Source organism: Homoserinimonas sp. OAct 916, from assembly GCF_003260275.1.
GTDB lineage: Bacteria > Actinomycetota > Actinomycetes > Actinomycetales > Microbacteriaceae > OACT-916.
Genome location: NZ_QJHB01000011.1, coordinates 156,068 through 170,815, shown reverse-complemented (window position 1 = coordinate 170,815; position 14,748 = coordinate 156,068). Strand labels below are relative to the sequence as shown.

The 14,748-nt window shown below is 60.6% G+C and carries 16 protein-coding genes; 13 read left to right on the top strand and 3 right to left on the bottom strand.

The window, feature by feature from the left end; all coding sequences use genetic code 11:
• Together DL891_RS14100 and DL891_RS14095 are read right to left on the bottom strand one after the other, a co-directional pair.
• Window positions 1–248 (bottom strand): leucine zipper domain-containing protein (locus DL891_RS14100; protein ID WP_157962520.1); only part of this gene is annotated, 248 nt, incomplete at its 3' end.
• 243 nt (window positions 249–491) lie between these two features.
• Window positions 492–896, bottom strand: coding sequence for a hypothetical protein (locus DL891_RS14095; RefSeq protein ID WP_111721073.1), 405 nt, complete (start codon window positions 894–896; stop codon window positions 492–494).
• A 295-nt stretch (window positions 897–1,191) separates the two neighbouring features.
• On the opposite strand from DL891_RS14095, the gene DL891_RS14090 reads away from it, so the two are divergent.
• Together DL891_RS14090 and DL891_RS14085 are read left to right on the top strand one after the other, a co-directional pair.
• Window positions 1,192–2,322, top strand: coding sequence for an FAD-binding oxidoreductase (locus DL891_RS14090; protein WP_232819186.1), 1,131 nt, complete (start codon window positions 1,192–1,194; stop codon window positions 2,320–2,322).
• A 345-nt stretch (window positions 2,323–2,667) separates the two neighbouring features.
• The gene (locus tag DL891_RS14085; RefSeq protein ID WP_111721072.1) at window positions 2,668–3,018 is read left to right on the top strand and encodes a cupin domain-containing protein; all 351 of its coding nucleotides are present in this window, start codon (window positions 2,668–2,670) and stop codon (window positions 3,016–3,018) included.
• 135 nt (window positions 3,019–3,153) lie between these two features.
• Here DL891_RS14085 and DL891_RS14080 read toward each other — a convergent pair whose 3' ends face one another.
• Window positions 3,154–3,759, bottom strand: coding sequence for a helix-turn-helix domain-containing protein (locus DL891_RS14080; RefSeq protein ID WP_111721071.1), 606 nt, complete (start codon window positions 3,757–3,759; stop codon window positions 3,154–3,156).
• A 584-nt stretch (window positions 3,760–4,343) separates the two neighbouring features.
• Between DL891_RS14080 and DL891_RS14075 the strand changes: the two genes are divergently transcribed.
• The 11 genes from DL891_RS14075 (at window position 4,344) to DL891_RS14025 (ending at window position 14,731) form a co-directional block, all read left to right on the top strand.
• On the top strand, window positions 4,344–5,945 hold the full coding sequence (locus DL891_RS14075; RefSeq protein ID WP_111721070.1) for an ABC transporter substrate-binding protein: 1,602 nt from the start codon (window positions 4,344–4,346) through the stop codon (window positions 5,943–5,945).
• An 89-nt stretch (window positions 5,946–6,034) separates the two neighbouring features.
• Window positions 6,035–6,997 carry an ABC transporter permease gene (locus DL891_RS14070; protein ID WP_111721069.1) on the top strand — a complete coding sequence of 321 codons (963 nt, stop codon included), beginning with the start codon at window positions 6,035–6,037 and terminating at the stop codon, window positions 6,995–6,997.
• The gene (locus tag DL891_RS14065) at window positions 6,994–7,851 is read left to right on the top strand and encodes an ABC transporter permease (protein WP_111721068.1); all 858 of its coding nucleotides are present in this window, start codon (window positions 6,994–6,996) and stop codon (window positions 7,849–7,851) included. The genes DL891_RS14070 and DL891_RS14065 overlap by 4 nt, the downstream gene beginning before the upstream one ends.
• Window positions 7,848–9,686, top strand: coding sequence for an ABC transporter ATP-binding protein (locus tag DL891_RS14060; RefSeq protein WP_111721067.1), 1,839 nt, complete (start codon window positions 7,848–7,850; stop codon window positions 9,684–9,686). The genes DL891_RS14065 and DL891_RS14060 overlap by 4 nt, the downstream gene beginning before the upstream one ends.
• Entirely contained in the window at window positions 9,661–10,134 is a 474-nt protein-coding gene (locus DL891_RS14055) for a PhzA/PhzB family protein (RefSeq protein ID WP_157962519.1), read from the top strand. Before DL891_RS14060 ends, DL891_RS14055 begins: the two co-directional genes overlap by 26 nt.
• A 37-nt stretch (window positions 10,135–10,171) precedes the next feature.
• Entirely contained in the window at window positions 10,172–10,651 is a 480-nt protein-coding gene (locus DL891_RS14050; RefSeq protein WP_157962518.1) for a PhzA/PhzB family protein, read from the top strand.
• A 20-nt stretch (window positions 10,652–10,671) separates the two neighbouring features.
• Window positions 10,672–11,139 carry a PhzA/PhzB family protein gene (locus DL891_RS14045; protein WP_111721064.1) on the top strand — a complete coding sequence of 156 codons (468 nt, stop codon included), beginning with the start codon at window positions 10,672–10,674 and terminating at the stop codon, window positions 11,137–11,139.
• A 32-nt stretch (window positions 11,140–11,171) separates the two neighbouring features.
• A complete protein-coding gene (locus DL891_RS14040) occupies window positions 11,172–11,636 on the top strand; it encodes a PhzA/PhzB family protein (RefSeq protein WP_111721063.1) in 465 nt (154 codons plus the stop codon).
• Between the two features lie 47 nt (window positions 11,637–11,683).
• The gene (locus DL891_RS14035) at window positions 11,684–12,700 is read left to right on the top strand and encodes a DMT family transporter (protein ID WP_111721062.1); all 1,017 of its coding nucleotides are present in this window, start codon (window positions 11,684–11,686) and stop codon (window positions 12,698–12,700) included.
• Window positions 12,681–13,127, top strand: coding sequence for a GNAT family N-acetyltransferase (locus DL891_RS14030; RefSeq protein ID WP_157962517.1), 447 nt, complete (start codon window positions 12,681–12,683; stop codon window positions 13,125–13,127). Before DL891_RS14035 ends, DL891_RS14030 begins: the two co-directional genes overlap by 20 nt.
• Window positions 13,128–13,360: 233 nt before the next feature.
• Complete coding sequence (locus tag DL891_RS14025) at window positions 13,361–14,731, top strand: FAD-binding oxidoreductase (protein ID WP_111721060.1); 1,371 nt, start codon at window positions 13,361–13,363, stop codon at window positions 14,729–14,731.
• The last annotated feature ends 17 nt before the right edge of the window (window positions 14,732–14,748 follow it).

Sequence of the window (14,748 nt, the reverse complement as noted above, 5' to 3'; positions counted from 1 at the left end):
GCATCCGAACCGCGGACTGTGAGTTCACCACGCAACCGGAGGATCAGTTCCACGGTGCTGGCTGAGATCGCCTGCGGGGAATGATGTGGGCGACGAGAGTGCGGCTCGAACGCCGCCTGCCCCTCTATTCGGTAGCGGGCGACCAGCTTGCTCACCCACCCTTTGGAAACGCCATAACTGCGGGCGACATCAGCCTGTGAGCGACCCTCAAGAACAACAGCGGTGATGCCAAGACGAGCAATCGACATCCACCACTGTGACCGATGCGGAAGTTTCCTATGTCGCGAGACAGGGGTTTCCTATGTCCTGAACCACAACACCCCCTCGCGCACAGTGGGTGTTTCGCGAAATCAGGTGTACCGGGTTCGCGAAATACCGAGAAGAAGGCCGATCAGGGAGTGATTCCCGGGTCGGCCTTCAACTTTTCGTGCCGCAATCGGGCTCTGTAGCTGATTCTGCAATGTTTGCGCCGATTAACTAGCGAAAGCCTCCTATTTAGGCAGTCTGATGCTGTGCGGGATGCGGGGAGCAATAAGAAAATAGGGCGTGGGCTGGACTGATGCCGGTGGCGAGTGGTGCCCGGCTCGGTTGAACGCCAGGATGAGGTTGTCCGTGCGTCTCGAGGCCCGAATCTTGACCTTCCGTAGGTGGGTATTCAACAGGTCTCGGATGAAGGTGTGTATTTTGCGCAGGTTCATCGACACGAGGGCCAGCGTTGTGGCGAGGTAGGCGAAGGTGAAGCCGCGGCCTTGGCGGCGGTCTGGGTCGGCGATGCCTTCCTTGGCTCGGGCCCAAGAAGCACCGAAAGAAATGCCGATCGGAGATGGTATCTTCGGTTGGCATTTCGTTTTACTCAGATTGTGACCGGAGACCGCGCCTTGCGGTGCGCGGTTCATGAGCTCATGCGGCCACCCGTCGGATTGTAGGAGGGCCTTCGGGACACCGTCACGGGGACGCGTCGGCCCGAATCGCACTCGATTTTGCTCTCACGGCAGTAACTACCTCCCACGATGCCGTTGTGAACAGATCCAGGCCAGAGAGTTTGACCGGTGCTAAGAGCAACCACTTAGGTGAGACTGGGACTCGGCACTCGATGTTGGCGCGCGCGTTCTCGGGAACACGCTCCCATTCACCGGGCTTTCACCGGGCAGCCGGCGGCTTCATCCTGGCCCAATCGTCGAAAGGATTCTCATGTCGAGCATTCGCGTTGCCGTGATCGGCAGTGGCGTCGCCGGAGCCAGCACGGCATTCGCGCTGGCCAACATGGGAGCGGGGGTGACCATTATTGAGGCTGGCCTTGACGGCATGGCGACGGCAGCAGGTGCTGGAATCGTTCAACCGTGGAGCTCCAGCAGTGAAGGCCCCTACTACGACCTCTATGCCGCGGGGGCTGCGTATTACCCGACGTTGATGGGACGGCTCAGAGACACCGGCGTTGACGACATCGGCTACCGGATCACCGGTTCACTGGTCGTGAATGCAGACGAGCACAGGCTTGCACTCGTTGAGCGCCGGGTGCGTGAGCGTGCGCTCAACGCAGCGGGTGTCGGCACCGTTTCCGCAGTCACGCCCACCGAAGCGAAACGACTTTTTCCGCCCTTGGCCAGCGACCTTGGCGGCCTTCATATTTCGGGCGGTGCTCGGGTCGACGGCCGGGCTCTACGAAACGGACTGTTGAAGGCCGCGGAGTCACTGGGTGCAACCATGGCCACGGGGCGAGCGCGACTGGAGCCAGTTGATGGGCGGATGCCGCGGCTGAGCGTCGATTCCAGAACGATCATGGCCGATGCGATAGTCGTCGCGGCTGGAGCCTGGACCAACGACCTTCTTGCGCCCCTCGGGCGACGAATCGGCCTCAGCGCCCAACGCGGTCAGATCACACACCTGCGCATCGAAGGGATTGAGACAGCACACTGGCCCTCGGTGCTTCCGATGACCGACCACTACTTGGTGGCGTTCGACGATTCGCGCATCGTCGCCGGTGCCACCAGGGAAGGGGACTCCGGATTCGATCCGCGAGTGACGGCGGGCGGGCAGCGCGAGGTGCTGAAAGCGGCGCTCGCCGTGGCTCCGGGGCTGGCGAACGCGACGATAATCGAGACTCGTGTCGGTCTGCGGCCTGTGGCCGCCGGTGCATTGCCGCATCTCGGCGCGATCGAGGGTATTCCTGGCCTGTTCGTGAACGCCGGGTTCGGGTCCGGTGGACTCACAATGGGACCATACGCTGGACACTTGCTCGCCGAGCGGGTGCTTGGCGTTGACAATCACGCCGAGGTGCTTGCCCCATTCGCGCCTGTATTTGACGTGGATCGGATGTCGTAGCCGTCTCACCGTTCGGCAGTTGGCGCCGGGTGCTTTGCTCGGTGACCGTGTCGAGGTGCTGTCACCCTCGGCCGGGGAATCACGTCACCAGAATGAATGCGAGAAGCGATAACGGGAACTTGGATAGGGTGTCTGAGGGCCGCGCATCGTCCCACTTGAACCGAGAGTATCGTCGTCCCTCTGATGAAATCGGTGGTGAGAAAGGTTGCGGCTGACCTGGTGGATTCGATCACTAGCGCCCCAACGGCCCAGGGATGGGCCCCTATCGACCTTCTCGTGAGGCGAGGAGAGTGTCTCCCTGTCCGGCTGACTGAAGCTGGAAGTCCCAATCAAGGAAAGGCAGAAATGCAAACGCCAGAAGCAATCATCCAGGCTGAAGCCAACGTCGATCTCGGCGAGTTCAAAACAAAGCCAGGCGCATTGACCGAGGGAGTGGTGGAGCGCTCCGCGAGCATCTGGAAGAACGAAAAGATCGACACTGGCGATTGGGAAGCGAGCCCCGGTTCGTTCCCCGGCAAGCGAGATGGGTACTCGGAAGTCGCCTTCATCACCGCCGGGCGTGCCACGATCGAGGTTGAGGGGCAGGAGAGCAGGGAACTGGTTGCGGGCGATGTCTTCGTCACCCCGTCCGGCTGGGCAGGTGTGTGGCATGTGCACGAACCCATCCGCAAGCACTACGTCATCATCAACAGCTAGATCGGTACGGATGCTCCACGGGCCCGCGCGGGCGAGCAGGCCCATGGAGCCACAAGTACGGCGGGCAGAAGTAGTGGTCGACGCCGGAGAGCGTCGCAACTACTGAGCCCAAGGCTTAGTGGATTAACCTATGAACTAGGCGTGCGCAGGCGCAGTGTTATCGCCAACCGGAGTCGGCGGGCTGCAAATCCAAAAGACCTCTGCCGGCTCGATCGAATCGTTGATGACCCGGTGGGGGACGGAGCTCAGAAACTCGATCGAGTCATCCTTGTTCAATCGGAACTCATCCGTATCCAGCTCAAGGATCACCGAACCGGATGTGACGATCAGGAATTCTTGCCCGTTGCCATGTGCGTAGCGAGCAGGTCCTGTACTGCCCCCGGGATCGAAGCTCCCCGCGTAGACCTCTAGGTTGCGAAGCGGTGGAAGCGAAATCACATGTTTCTGGGCGCCGTCCAGCTGAATCGTGGGCCGGTTTGCAGCACGAAGGACACCCCGCGTGTGGACCGTTCCCGCGTCGAGCAGTTGCGCTGGGCTCACGCCGAGCGCGGTCGCGATCTTGCGCAAAGAGGCGACGCTAGCGTTCGTGTGACCGTTTTCAAGCTGGCTCAGGAAGCTCGAGCTTACGCCGGCTGATTTTGCGAGCGCCCGAAGACTCATGCCGCGTAGCTGGCGGAAGGTTGCTACGCGAAGCCCTAGGTCGGCGATTTCATCGGTGAATGTGCTCGCGCCGCTGCTCATGGACGCTCCCCCCGGTCGAATATTCGACCCTCGTCACACTGTTCGAGTCATTGAACAGTATGTTCAGTAAATCTGACTCTACTATCGACGTTACTCAAGCACAAGGACATCCAGGCGTAATTGGGGTACTCCTAACCGAGATCCGCACGATTTTGCCGTGGGCGCTCCTTCACGCGGGGAGTTAGGGACCCGCAGCCGCAACATTCATGCGAGTTCGGGTGCGAACGCCTCGAGGTTGGGCTTGTGCTTTGCGTTCGGTCTATGTAACGTAACAGCCAACTTAGTAAACAACATGTTCAGTAAAATGTTGTGTTCATGCAGTTCTGACGTAAAGGAGCGTCGTGGCCCTTAAGCATAATCTTCGCAAACCGCGTGCCTCCAACCCCGCGGTGCAGTACTTTGCCTGCACTGAAGATCCACTTGCGCAGAACGATCTGTTTCGTTTCGAAAACAGCACGAGCACAGCCCGCAAAGCCTTTCATCCGAGCAGCAGGTCGAAACCGCGTCGCCTTTGCCTCCGGCTCTCGGACTATCCACCCACATCAAGTTTCTTCACGCCTCACCACATCTAAGAGGAGAAAATCATGGACACAAACTCACCATTCCAGCTTCCTAACGTCTCGCGTCGTACTCTCCTCCGTGTGGGCGCCAGCGGTCTCGCGGCATTCGGCCTCGCCAGCCTCGCGGGGTGCGCCACAGACGGCGGTGCTCTCGTCTCGCCATCGAACGGTGCCTCCGATCTCATACCGAAGCGCGGCGGCGTGCTGAAGATCGGTCTCATCGGCGGGGGTTCGGGAGAGGTGATGAGCCCGTACACCGGCGCGACCATGGCCGACCACGCACGTACCCCGCAGGTCTGGGACACGCTGGTAACACTCTCGCCAGACCTCGGCACCGTGGAACCGAGCCTCGCCGAAGAGTTCTCCATGAGTGATGACTTCCTGACCATGACGCTCAAACTGCGCGAAGACGTGGTCTTCCACAATGGTAAAGAGCTCACCGCAGAAGACGTGGTGAAGAACTTCCGCGCATGGACAGAGCCCGATAACCGAAACTACTCAACGTTTGGTAAAAAGTATGATGCGGACTCGGTTGTCGCCGTCGATAAATACACCGTTCAGGCGACGTTCAACCAGCCGTGGGCTCGTCCCTTCACGGGCCTGGCTTGGGCGAGCTACAGCATCTGGACAATGGACGCCGGTGACTTCATCGGAACGGGCCCGTTCATCCTCGAGTCATTCAACCCTGGCAAGTCGAGCGTCATGGTCGCGAATCCCAACTACTGGCAGGAGGGGCTTCCGTACCTCGACCGACTGGAGATCCTCTCCTTCAACGACAACGACTCGCTCATCAACGCGGTGCGCTCCGGAGAGGTCCAGGGGATGGCACAGGTTCCGTTCGCACAGGTGCCTGCGTTCGAAGCCGACTCGACCTTCAATGTGATCAAGGCAAAGTCGCCGAACAACAGTTGTTTCCTCGTCCGCACGGATGAAGGTCCGTTCGAGGATGTGCGTGCGCGGAAGGCTCTAAAACTCCTGGCCGACCGCCAACAGCTCATCGACGTTGCGCTGCTGGGCAATGGGGAACTCGGGAACGACCTTTTCGGGCCCGGACTGCAGTTCTTCGATGACTCGGTGCCGGTGCCCGGGCAGGATGTCGACGAGGCGCGGAGCCTTTTCAAGGCCGCAGGCATCCTCAACCAAGAGGTGAGCCTGCAAACTGCGGACGTGTCCGCGGGAATGGTCGAGTCTGCAGTGCTGTTCGCAGAGCAGATCAATAACACCGGGTTGCTCAAGGTGAACGTGAAGAAAGTGGACCCCGGTGCGTTCTACGACCCGACGCAGCTGTGGATGAAGTCTCACTTTACTCAGACGGACTGCGCCCCGGTGCCCTCGTTGCCAGCGGTTTATCAAGGACGCACCGTGGTCTTCAACGAAACGCATTGGGAGGGGCCCAAACGCGAGGAGTTCGACCGGCTTCTCAACAGTGCCGATGGTGTGGACGTCGGTCTCGCCCAGGACATGTGGATTGATGCGCAGACGATCTGGCGTGAGGAGAACGGCTACTTGGCGTGGAACTCGCTGAACCTCATCGATGTCGTCACGCAGCAGGTCAAGGGAATCGTCCCGCACTCTGCGGAACCGCTCGGTAGCTACCGATTCCTCAACGTCTGGCTTCAGGGCTGACGGTGTCCATTCAGCAAAATCAAACTGTTTCGGTTCTGATCGCTGAGGAGGAGTCCCCGGGAAAGAAAGACGCAAGCGACGCAGCGGTAATGCTCCGCTACATCGGGATCCGCTTGTTCTCCGCGCTACTGACGGTGTTCTTGATCTCCGTCCTGGTGTTCCTGGCGATATCGTTTCTCGGCGGGGACAGCGCGTCGGTGCTCTTGGGACGCGAGGCGACTCCTGAGGTCTTGTCGTCAGCTCGCCAAAAGCTGGGATTGGATCGGCCTCTATACGAGCGCTACTTCTCCTGGGTGATCGCGTTCGTGCAGGGCGATTTCGGAGCAACATCCGCGAGCATACTGGCGGGTAGTCCGACCCTGGTCCGGGAACTGATTGCGGCCCCGTTGCTGAACAGTGTGATCCTCGCGACACTGACTTTCTCGCTCACCGCTATCGTGGCCGTTTGGCTTGGGCAGCGGGCGGGCCGGAAGCCGGGAAGCAGGACGGACCGAACGATCTCGAGTATCACCATGGCGCTCGCTTCCCTGCCCGAGTTCGTTGCCGCCACTCTGCTCATATTCATCTTCTTCTACATGCTCCGGCTACTGCCGCCCGTGTCGCTTGTGCCGGCGGGAACCTCACCGTTCGAAAGGCCTGTGATTCTGGTGCTTCCAGTCCTCTCGCTCTCACTCGGACTTTTGGCCGTGACGGCGCGCCAGGTTCGAGCTGCGGTCATCGACGTGAGCCAGTTGCCCTACGTGCAGGCCGCCAGATTGAACGGATACCCGGAGGGCGCCGTCACGCGGTCGTTTGTAATGAGAAACTCAATGGCTCCGACAGTGCAAGTGCTCGCGCTTGTATTCATCTATCTCTTCGGCGGGGTAATTGTCATCGAGCAGGTCTTCGCATATCCGGGAATCGGCAACCTGCTGATCCGGGCGGTGACAGACCGCGAAGTCGTGATCCTCCAAGCGATCACCATGATTGTCGCAATCGTCAGCGTGAGCCTTTCTCTGGTCGCGGATATTCTCGTACTCTTCTTGGTTCCGAAATTGAGGACTTCTCGATGATCAAATGGATCGGACGTCAGCTATCCGCCGGGGGAGTCAGCCTCATCCTGCTCCTCCTGCTGATCGCACTCGTGATATTCGGGCCGCTGATCGCGCCATATTCTCCGACTGAGTCAGCGGGTGTGCCGCTCAGCCGCCCTTCAGGTGCCCACCTGTTTGGCACGGACACTCTTGGCCGAGATGTGCTGAGCCGCATCCTGCTCGGGGGGCAGCTGCTGCTGATCATGTCCTTGGCCTCGACGGTGCTGACCTACCTCATCGCGATCCCGATTGGCATGATCGCCGCGGTGAACAAGGGCGTGGTTGACGACATTCTGATGCGAGGCGTCGACGTGCTCATAGCGCTGCCCGCGATGCTCGTGCTCCTGGTCGTGCTCAGCGCTGCGGGCAGCGGCATTCCCATCATCATCATCGGGACGGCAATCGTGCGGATCCCGCTCGTCTCAAGGGTGACTCGGGCCGCGACGCTCGAAGTTTTCTCCAGCGAATATGTAGAGTCCGCACTCACGCGGGGTGAACGAATCTGGTCGATCTTCATCCGCGAGGTCATGCCGAACATCAAGGAGGCCGTGTTCTCGACGGTCGGGCTGAGCTTCACAGCGGCGGTACTCATCATGTCAAGCCTGAATTTCTTGGGCGTAGGGCTGCAACCGCCCTCCCCAGACTGGGGGATCATGATCTCCGAAAACCGCAGCATCTTCGAGATGAACCCGTATGCGGTCCTTGTCCCGACGCTGCTTCTTGCCATACTCACCGTCTCGATCAGCGGAACGTGGGATTCGTTCGAGCGGCGAAGCGGCGCGAAGCGCACAAAGACTCCTGTGGTGCCCAAAGTGAGAGCGAGCGCGCGATGACAGCAGCACGAACTGTCGCCCTCTCCCTGGACGACATCACAGTGACGACCAGGTCCGGCGACTCGATTGTCCAGAACGTCTCGATCGACATCCCAGCCGGCAGCATCGTCGGAATTGTTGGCGAGTCGGGCGCCGGGAAGTCCACGGTTGCGCTCTCCACTCTCGGCTATGAGCAGGCAGGGACGGCAATCAGCTCCGGTCGGATGCACCTCGGCGACCGCGAGGTGACGTTCCCCGCGAAAGCGTTCGTCTCGGATATCCGGGGCAAGCGCATAGCTTATGTTCCGCAAGAACCGGCGGTGTCCCTGAACCCGTCAACCCGGGTTGCTGCGAGCCTGATCTCGATGCGCAGACTTCACGGCATGGATGCGGACATCTCGTACATCAGACAGATCCTGCGGTCGGTGCACCTGCCGTCTGATCCGGGCTTTCTCCGACGCTATCCGCACCAGCTGTCGGGCGGACAGCAACAGCGGCTCTGCCTCGCGCTCGGTCTCGCGTGCGAACCCGAAGTGCTTGTCCTGGACGAGATCACGACAGGGCTAGACGTCGTCACTCAGGAGGCGATCCTCGACGAGGTTCGACGGCTCGCTACCGAGCGGCAGATCGGGGTCATCTACATCACCCACGATTTGGCGGTCGTCGCAGAGCTTGCCGACCGGCTCGTGGTCATGTATGCCGGTGAGATCGTCGAGAGTGGACCAACAAGTGAGGTCATCCGCCGCCCGGCCCATCCCTACACCAAGGCGCTCATCGAAGCAGCACCCAGCCATCGCCGCCCATCGCGCGTGCGCCCGCTTGACGGGATCGTTCCCGCGATCGATGCGAGACCGAGCGGTTGCTTCTTCGCTCCGAGATGCCCGCTCGCGACTGAGATTTGCCGCACAGAACACCCCGAGCTCGGCGACCTGAGCGACAAGCACTCGGTGCGCTGCTTTCACACGGAGAAGGTAGAGCCGGTGCTAGAACCTCAACTGCGGGAGACAGGCATCCTCGTCGAGGACCCAAAGGTTCTGCTCGCTATTGACGAGCTCACGGCGAGCCACAAGACAAAAAACGGTCGCCTCACCGTCGCCGAGTCGATCTCGCTGCAGATCACGGAGGGCGAGTGCGTTGCCCTCGTCGGCGAGTCGGGAAGCGGGAAGACGACGATTGCGCGCTCGATCATCGGCCTCCACACTTTTGACTCCGGGACCGTCAGCCTCGGGGGTGAGCCCATCAACCCGGCCGTGCGCTCGCGCACACGGGACCAGCGGAGGAGGATGCAGTTCATCTTCCAGAACCCACGCGGCTCTCTGAATCCGAAGCAGACCATTCAGGAGATCGTGACGCGACCTCTCACGCAATTGCGAGGCCTCGGGCGCGTGGATGCAGAACGGGAATTCTTCTCGCTGCTCGACGAGGTGCGGCTACCGACGTCCACTGCAGGCAAGCTCCCTAGGGAGCTGTCCGGTGGCGAGAGACAACGAATCGGGATCGCTCGGGCGCTCGCCGCGCAACCTGACCTGCTCATTTGCGATGAAGTCACCTCCTCGCTGGATGTGTCCGTGCAGGCGGCAGTTCTCGAATTGCTGCGGGAGCTCGGCCGAGACCGCGGCCTCGGGATGCTTTTTATCACGCACGACCTCGGCGTCGTCGCATCAATCGCTCACGAGGTCCTCGTACTGCTGAAGGGCAGAATCTGTGAGCGCGGTTCAGTGAGCGATGTGCTCTCCAAGCCGTCGCATGACTATACGAAATCGCTCTTGTTCTCGGCACCCAGCCTTCAGCGTGCCGCGGATCGAATAGGAATACTCAAAGGAGATGAAGATGAAGACCGCACCAGAACGATATAGCTTCTCCCACAACGTGGAGTTGCGGGCACATAACAAGGAGGTCGTAACGAACTGGTTCAGCGACCATTTCGCCGCTGTACCCAAAGCCGGCGACGCCGCGGACCGCTATCAGCCGTACGTGCGCTACCAAAGGAATTTTCTTCCCGAAGGGCGACGCGAGTACACCGGTATCGACTCCGTGACCGCTCAGCTCCATGCTGAGTCCGGAAGAGTCACCGATTGGGAGTGGACCGACCTGGAGATCCTCACGACGGAGTATCCGCAGGTTGTCTGGGTGCTGGCGGAATCCAGCTACCGGCTGGCGGAGACCGGAAAATCATCCGGCAACAGCTACGCCTTCGCCTTCGTTCTCGAGAACGGAAAGATCCGCCTTATCAAGGAATGGCTTAACCCGCTGCCACTGCTTGAGGAGCGCGGCGTCACCGTCCCTAACTCCAAAGACATTTGAGCGAGACCCCGACTAGGCCGAAAGAACGGAGCGAATTGTGAGAACCGACAGCAATATCGAACAAGAGCGCGCGAAGAACCGCGCAACGGTGGATAAGTGGGCGAGCCTACTCTTCTGGGATGAGGGACAGGCTGATCTCGTTGCCGATGATGCAGTCCTTGAGTTCAAGTTTCCCTCTGATCTAAGACCCGGCGGTGACCAGACCTCGCTGAAGGCCGCCACGAGCAGTCTCGATGGAGTGTTCAAGGAATGGCTCGAGACCCCCATCGAGGTGTTTGACACCGACGACCCGACGAGATTCATCATCTGGTTCCGAGCCGGATACGGCCGCCTCGGAGATAGCGACGAATCGCTGCACGAGAGTGAGTTCGTGCTGCTCTACATCGTCGAAGACGGGTTGATCAAGCTCATCCGCGAATATTTCAACCCCCTCCAAATTTTGGAGGCGCAGGGCATCGGCGTTGACGACGTGGTGCTCCTCAAAGACGAAGTTGAGCCCGAGTTTCCGTTCTATTGAAGTGTGAGGAATACCCCATCATGAACAAGACATACACACCGAAGCGTTTCCGCTTCGAGGAGAACACCGAGTTGCGCGCTGCCAACAAGAGCGTGGTCGAGCGATGGTTTCAGGCCGACCTGGCCACGAAGGAGGGCGCCGCGAAAATGCACGAGCTCTTCGCCGAGTTCGGGAGGAAGGAGCTCCGCTATCGCCTCGAAGGTACTCAAGAGCTCAACGGTTCCGAGCTGCTGGATCACCACCGGGAGCTGAGCGGCTCTGTTGCGAGTTGGGTTTGGGAGGACCTAAAAATCACGGGAACCCAGTTTCCGGCGGTGTTCTGGGCTTTCTCGTCCGGGCGCGGGATGCTCGACGGCTCCGAAGAGGAGTACTTCAATCGCTTCGTTCACTTGTTCGTCGTGGAGAAAGGAAAGATTCGGCTGCTCCGCGAATGGGTCGATCCGGCGCTCGACCTTGCCCGAAGCGGCAAGACTGTGCCGTACCTGTGAGTTTGATCGAATCTTGAGATAGGGAATAACCAATGGGCACTACTGAGACACGTGATATCAACCGAGCTGCACTTTACGAGTGGATCTCTCGGCGATGGTGGGACAAGGAACAGCACACGCTTCTGCCGGAGAGCGGCGGCACGCTCCGTTTCGTCTTCGCTGCGGAAGCTGACGAGTTCGAGAAGGACCGCAACATGGCGGAGCAGATCGACAACTTGGAGGATTCCTACCTGAACTGGTTCGAGACGCCGATCGAGGTGTTCGATACCGAGGATCCGAGCGAGTTCATGGTCTATTTCCGGCACGGCTACGGACAGACTGCGTCGGGCGAGTTCCACGAAAGCGAGTTCCTGCTCCTTTACCGCCTGGAGGACGGTCTCGTCGTGCACATCGACGAGTACTTCCAGCCGCTCGAGATCATGAAAACTCTGGGGAGGGATGTTTCTCCCGCCGTGCTGCTGCGCGACAGCTCACTGCCAGAACCTCCATTTTGGTGACTCGCGCCCGGGCGCCCGAAGAAATCGTTCCACCGAGTCCAGGGAGCATGATGCCCGTACCCGAGAGGAAGGCTGCGCGTCCGCTTGTCGTGTTCATGTTCTTGAGTGTGGCCTTTCTGCTGGGCATGCTGATGGCCCTACAGGCACGGATCAACGGGCAACTCGGGCTTGCCATCGGCAACAAGGTGCAGGCGTCGCTCATCTCCTTCAGCGTCGGGCTGGTGGCTCTGATCGTCCTCTTCATGATTGTGCCGAGCATGAGGGGAGGGTTGAGAAGGCTTCCAGCGCTCCTCAGGGAACGGACTCTCCTCCCCTGGCATCTCCTCGGCGGCATAGCGGGAGCGTGTTTCATTCTCGCTCAAGTTCATACGGTGCCGCTGATAGGCGTAGCCCTGTTCACGGTTGTTGGTGTTGCCGCGGAGTCGATCACAGCGTTGATCATCGACCGATTCGGTCTCAGCCCAGCCGGAAAATACGGACTCTCCTTCACCCGGGTGGCCGCCGCCGTGTTGGTGATCCTAGCAGTAATCCTCGCGAGCTTCGACGAGTTCGATGTATTGAGTGTGTCAATCCTGGCACTGGGCGCGGTGTTCCTCGCGAGGATCGGAACGACGATTCAAGTCACTTTCAATGCGAAGGTCGCGTTTGAAACGAACTCATATCTCGCTGCGACTCTGGTGAGCTTCCTTGTCGGCACCATCTTTCTGTTCATCATCTTCCTGATTTCGACGGGCAGCGGGACTGCTCTTGCGTTCGAGTGGCAGCCGTGGTGGCTATATTTGGGGGGGATCTTCGGCCTCCTCGCCATTGCGGGCGGAACGGTGTGCATTCCTAAGGTCGGGGTTCTCCTCTACGGGCTCGCGGGGGTCGGCGGATCGATCATCGGGTCGCTGCTCATCGACGTCGCCCTGCCATTCGCGAATGCGCAGCTCTCCGTGCTCACACTGTTCGGAAGCGTGCTCGCGCTAGTCGGGATCGTGGCCGCCACTGAACCAATCAAGTATTTGCGTCTCGTCACGAGCGCGAGTCAGAAAAGGAGGAGAGTTGGAGTTCCGCGGGCTTGAGGCCTCAGATTACGAAGCATGGTACGCGCTGTTCCGGGGATACCGTGAGTTCCATCACATCCCGGAATCAGCAGAGAATATCGATCGAGTCTGGGGGTGGCTGCGTGATCCGTTGCACCCGAGCACCACGATTCTCGCGATCGAGGAAAGAAGCATTCTCGGATTCGCGAATTTTCGCATTCGCCCACGCTCGATCGTGGGCGACCATGTAATCGATCTCGACGACCTATACACGGATCCCAATACTAGGGGGCGGGGGGTCGCCAGCAGCCTCATCCGAGAGCTCGAGTTCTGGGCGCGCGACCACGGTTGTTCGGAGATCCATTTGCAAACCAACGACTGGAACACCAACGCGCGGGAGTTCTATCGAAAAATTGCTGAAGAGATGCCGTGGATAACAATCGTAAAGAAGGTCGGCGACTCTTGAACTTTGACAACCGCTCGATGAGCGCTTTGCATTCTGCACTCACCGAAGCGGGGCACCGTCATCGCCGAGGAATGCGCGCCGCCACTACAGTGCGCCGGTGCAGCCCATTCTTGACACCACTGTGAGCTGACACAGATACGATCACGAGAATTGTGGCCAGACGGTTTGGCGGACGACAGATCCCCCTTTTTCGCCCCTCGCGGACGGAGATTCCCTATGAAGCAGGAGAGAGCATGATCAACGGAAGTGTGTCGCACTGGTGGCAGGACATCGGGTTGCCGAAGGCCCGGCCGGAGCTTCCCGGGAATATCGAGGCGGACGTGGCGATCGTCGGCGCCGGCTACACCGGGATGTGGACGGCGTACTACCTGAAGCGGGCACAACCGGGCCTGCGGGTCGTCGTGGTCGAGCAGAATCACGTGGGTTACGGGGCGTCGGGCCGCAACGGGGGCTGGCTGACCAACTCCATCACCGGAGGCCGGGAGCAGTACGTGAAGTCGCACGGACGCGACGAGGCGGAACGGTTCCAACGCGCCATGAACGATGCCGTCGACGAGGTGATCCGGGTCGCCGAGGCAGAGGGTATCGATGCTGACATCAAGAAGGGTGGCGAATTCAACGTCGCCTATACCCCCGCGCAGGAAGCGCGACTGCGAGAGTTCGCGGCCGCAGAGCAGGCCTGGAAGTCCACTGACCTCGAACTGTTAGAGGCCGACGCCGCGAAGAGCACGATCAATGTGGCTGGCACGCGCGCGGCTGTGTGGCATCCGCACAGTGCGCGGATCCACCCGGCAAAGCTCTCTGCCGGGCTCGCCGATGTGATCGAGGGTCTCGGGGTCAAGATCTACGAGCGCACGAGGGCCACCGAGATCGTCCCGCACGAGGTGCGGACCGCCCACGGCAGCATCCGCGCTGAGTTCGTGGTGCGGGCGACCGAAGGCTTCACCGCGAGCCTGAAGGGGCTGCGCCGGTTGTGGCTGCCGATGAACTCATCGCTGATCGCGACCGAGCCGCTTACTGCCGAGGTGTGGGACGAGCTGAACTGGGGTCGCGGCGAAGTGCTCGGCGACTTCGCGCACGTCTACATGTATGCCCAGCGTACCCACGACGACCGCATCGCGATCGGCGGCCGCGGTGTGCCCTACAAATACGGGTCGAAGACCGACTTCGACGGCCGGACGCCGCCGGCGACTGCGGACAGCCTGGCCGAGATCCTGCACCGGTTCTTCCCGGCGACCAGGGGCGCCGCGATCGACCATGTGTGGTCGGGGGTGCTCGGTGTGCCCCGTGACTGGGCGGCGACCGTCGGCCTTGACCGTGCGGCCGGTATGGCGTGGGGAGGCGGTTACGTCGGTACCGGTGTGACCTCGACCAACCTAGCTGGCCGCACCCTCACCGATCTCATCCTGGGCCGCGACACCGACATCGCGAGGCTCCCCTGGGTGAATCACCGGGTGCGTAAGTGGGAGCCCGAACCGTTGCGGTGGATCGCGACCAAGGGCCTCTACGCCGCCTACGGGATGGCCGACCGGGCCGAGCTCGGCGGCCGCACCAAGACCTCACCCATCGCCCATATCGCAGACGTGATCACGGGCCGCGGCTAGACACGCCGCAGAAAGGA

Coding starts and splice junctions, on each gene's coding strand:
- DL891_RS14025 (WP_111721060.1), top strand. CDS start 13,361: ATGATCAACGGAAGTGTGTCGCACTGGTGGCAGGACATCGGGTTGCCG.
- DL891_RS14070 (WP_111721069.1), top strand. CDS start 6,035: ATGCTCCGCTACATCGGGATCCGCTTGTTCTCCGCGCTACTGACGGTG.
- DL891_RS14040 (WP_111721063.1), top strand. CDS start 11,172: ATGGGCACTACTGAGACACGTGATATCAACCGAGCTGCACTTTACGAG.
- DL891_RS14060 (WP_111721067.1), top strand. CDS start 7,848: ATGACAGCAGCACGAACTGTCGCCCTCTCCCTGGACGACATCACAGTG.
- DL891_RS14095 (WP_111721073.1), bottom strand. CDS start 896: ATGAACCGCGCACCGCAAGGCGCGGTCTCCGGTCACAATCTGAGTAAA.
- DL891_RS14065 (WP_111721068.1), top strand. CDS start 6,994: ATGATCAAATGGATCGGACGTCAGCTATCCGCCGGGGGAGTCAGCCTC.
- DL891_RS14055 (WP_157962519.1), top strand. CDS start 9,661: ATGAAGACCGCACCAGAACGATATAGCTTCTCCCACAACGTGGAGTTG.
- DL891_RS14080 (WP_111721071.1), bottom strand. CDS start 3,759: ATGAGCAGCGGCGCGAGCACATTCACCGATGAAATCGCCGACCTAGGG.
- DL891_RS14035 (WP_111721062.1), top strand. CDS start 11,684: ATGATGCCCGTACCCGAGAGGAAGGCTGCGCGTCCGCTTGTCGTGTTC.
- DL891_RS14045 (WP_111721064.1), top strand. CDS start 10,672: ATGAACAAGACATACACACCGAAGCGTTTCCGCTTCGAGGAGAACACC.
- DL891_RS14085 (WP_111721072.1), top strand. CDS start 2,668: ATGCAAACGCCAGAAGCAATCATCCAGGCTGAAGCCAACGTCGATCTC.
- DL891_RS14090 (WP_232819186.1), top strand. CDS start 1,192: ATGTCGAGCATTCGCGTTGCCGTGATCGGCAGTGGCGTCGCCGGAGCC.
- DL891_RS14075 (WP_111721070.1), top strand. CDS start 4,344: ATGGACACAAACTCACCATTCCAGCTTCCTAACGTCTCGCGTCGTACT.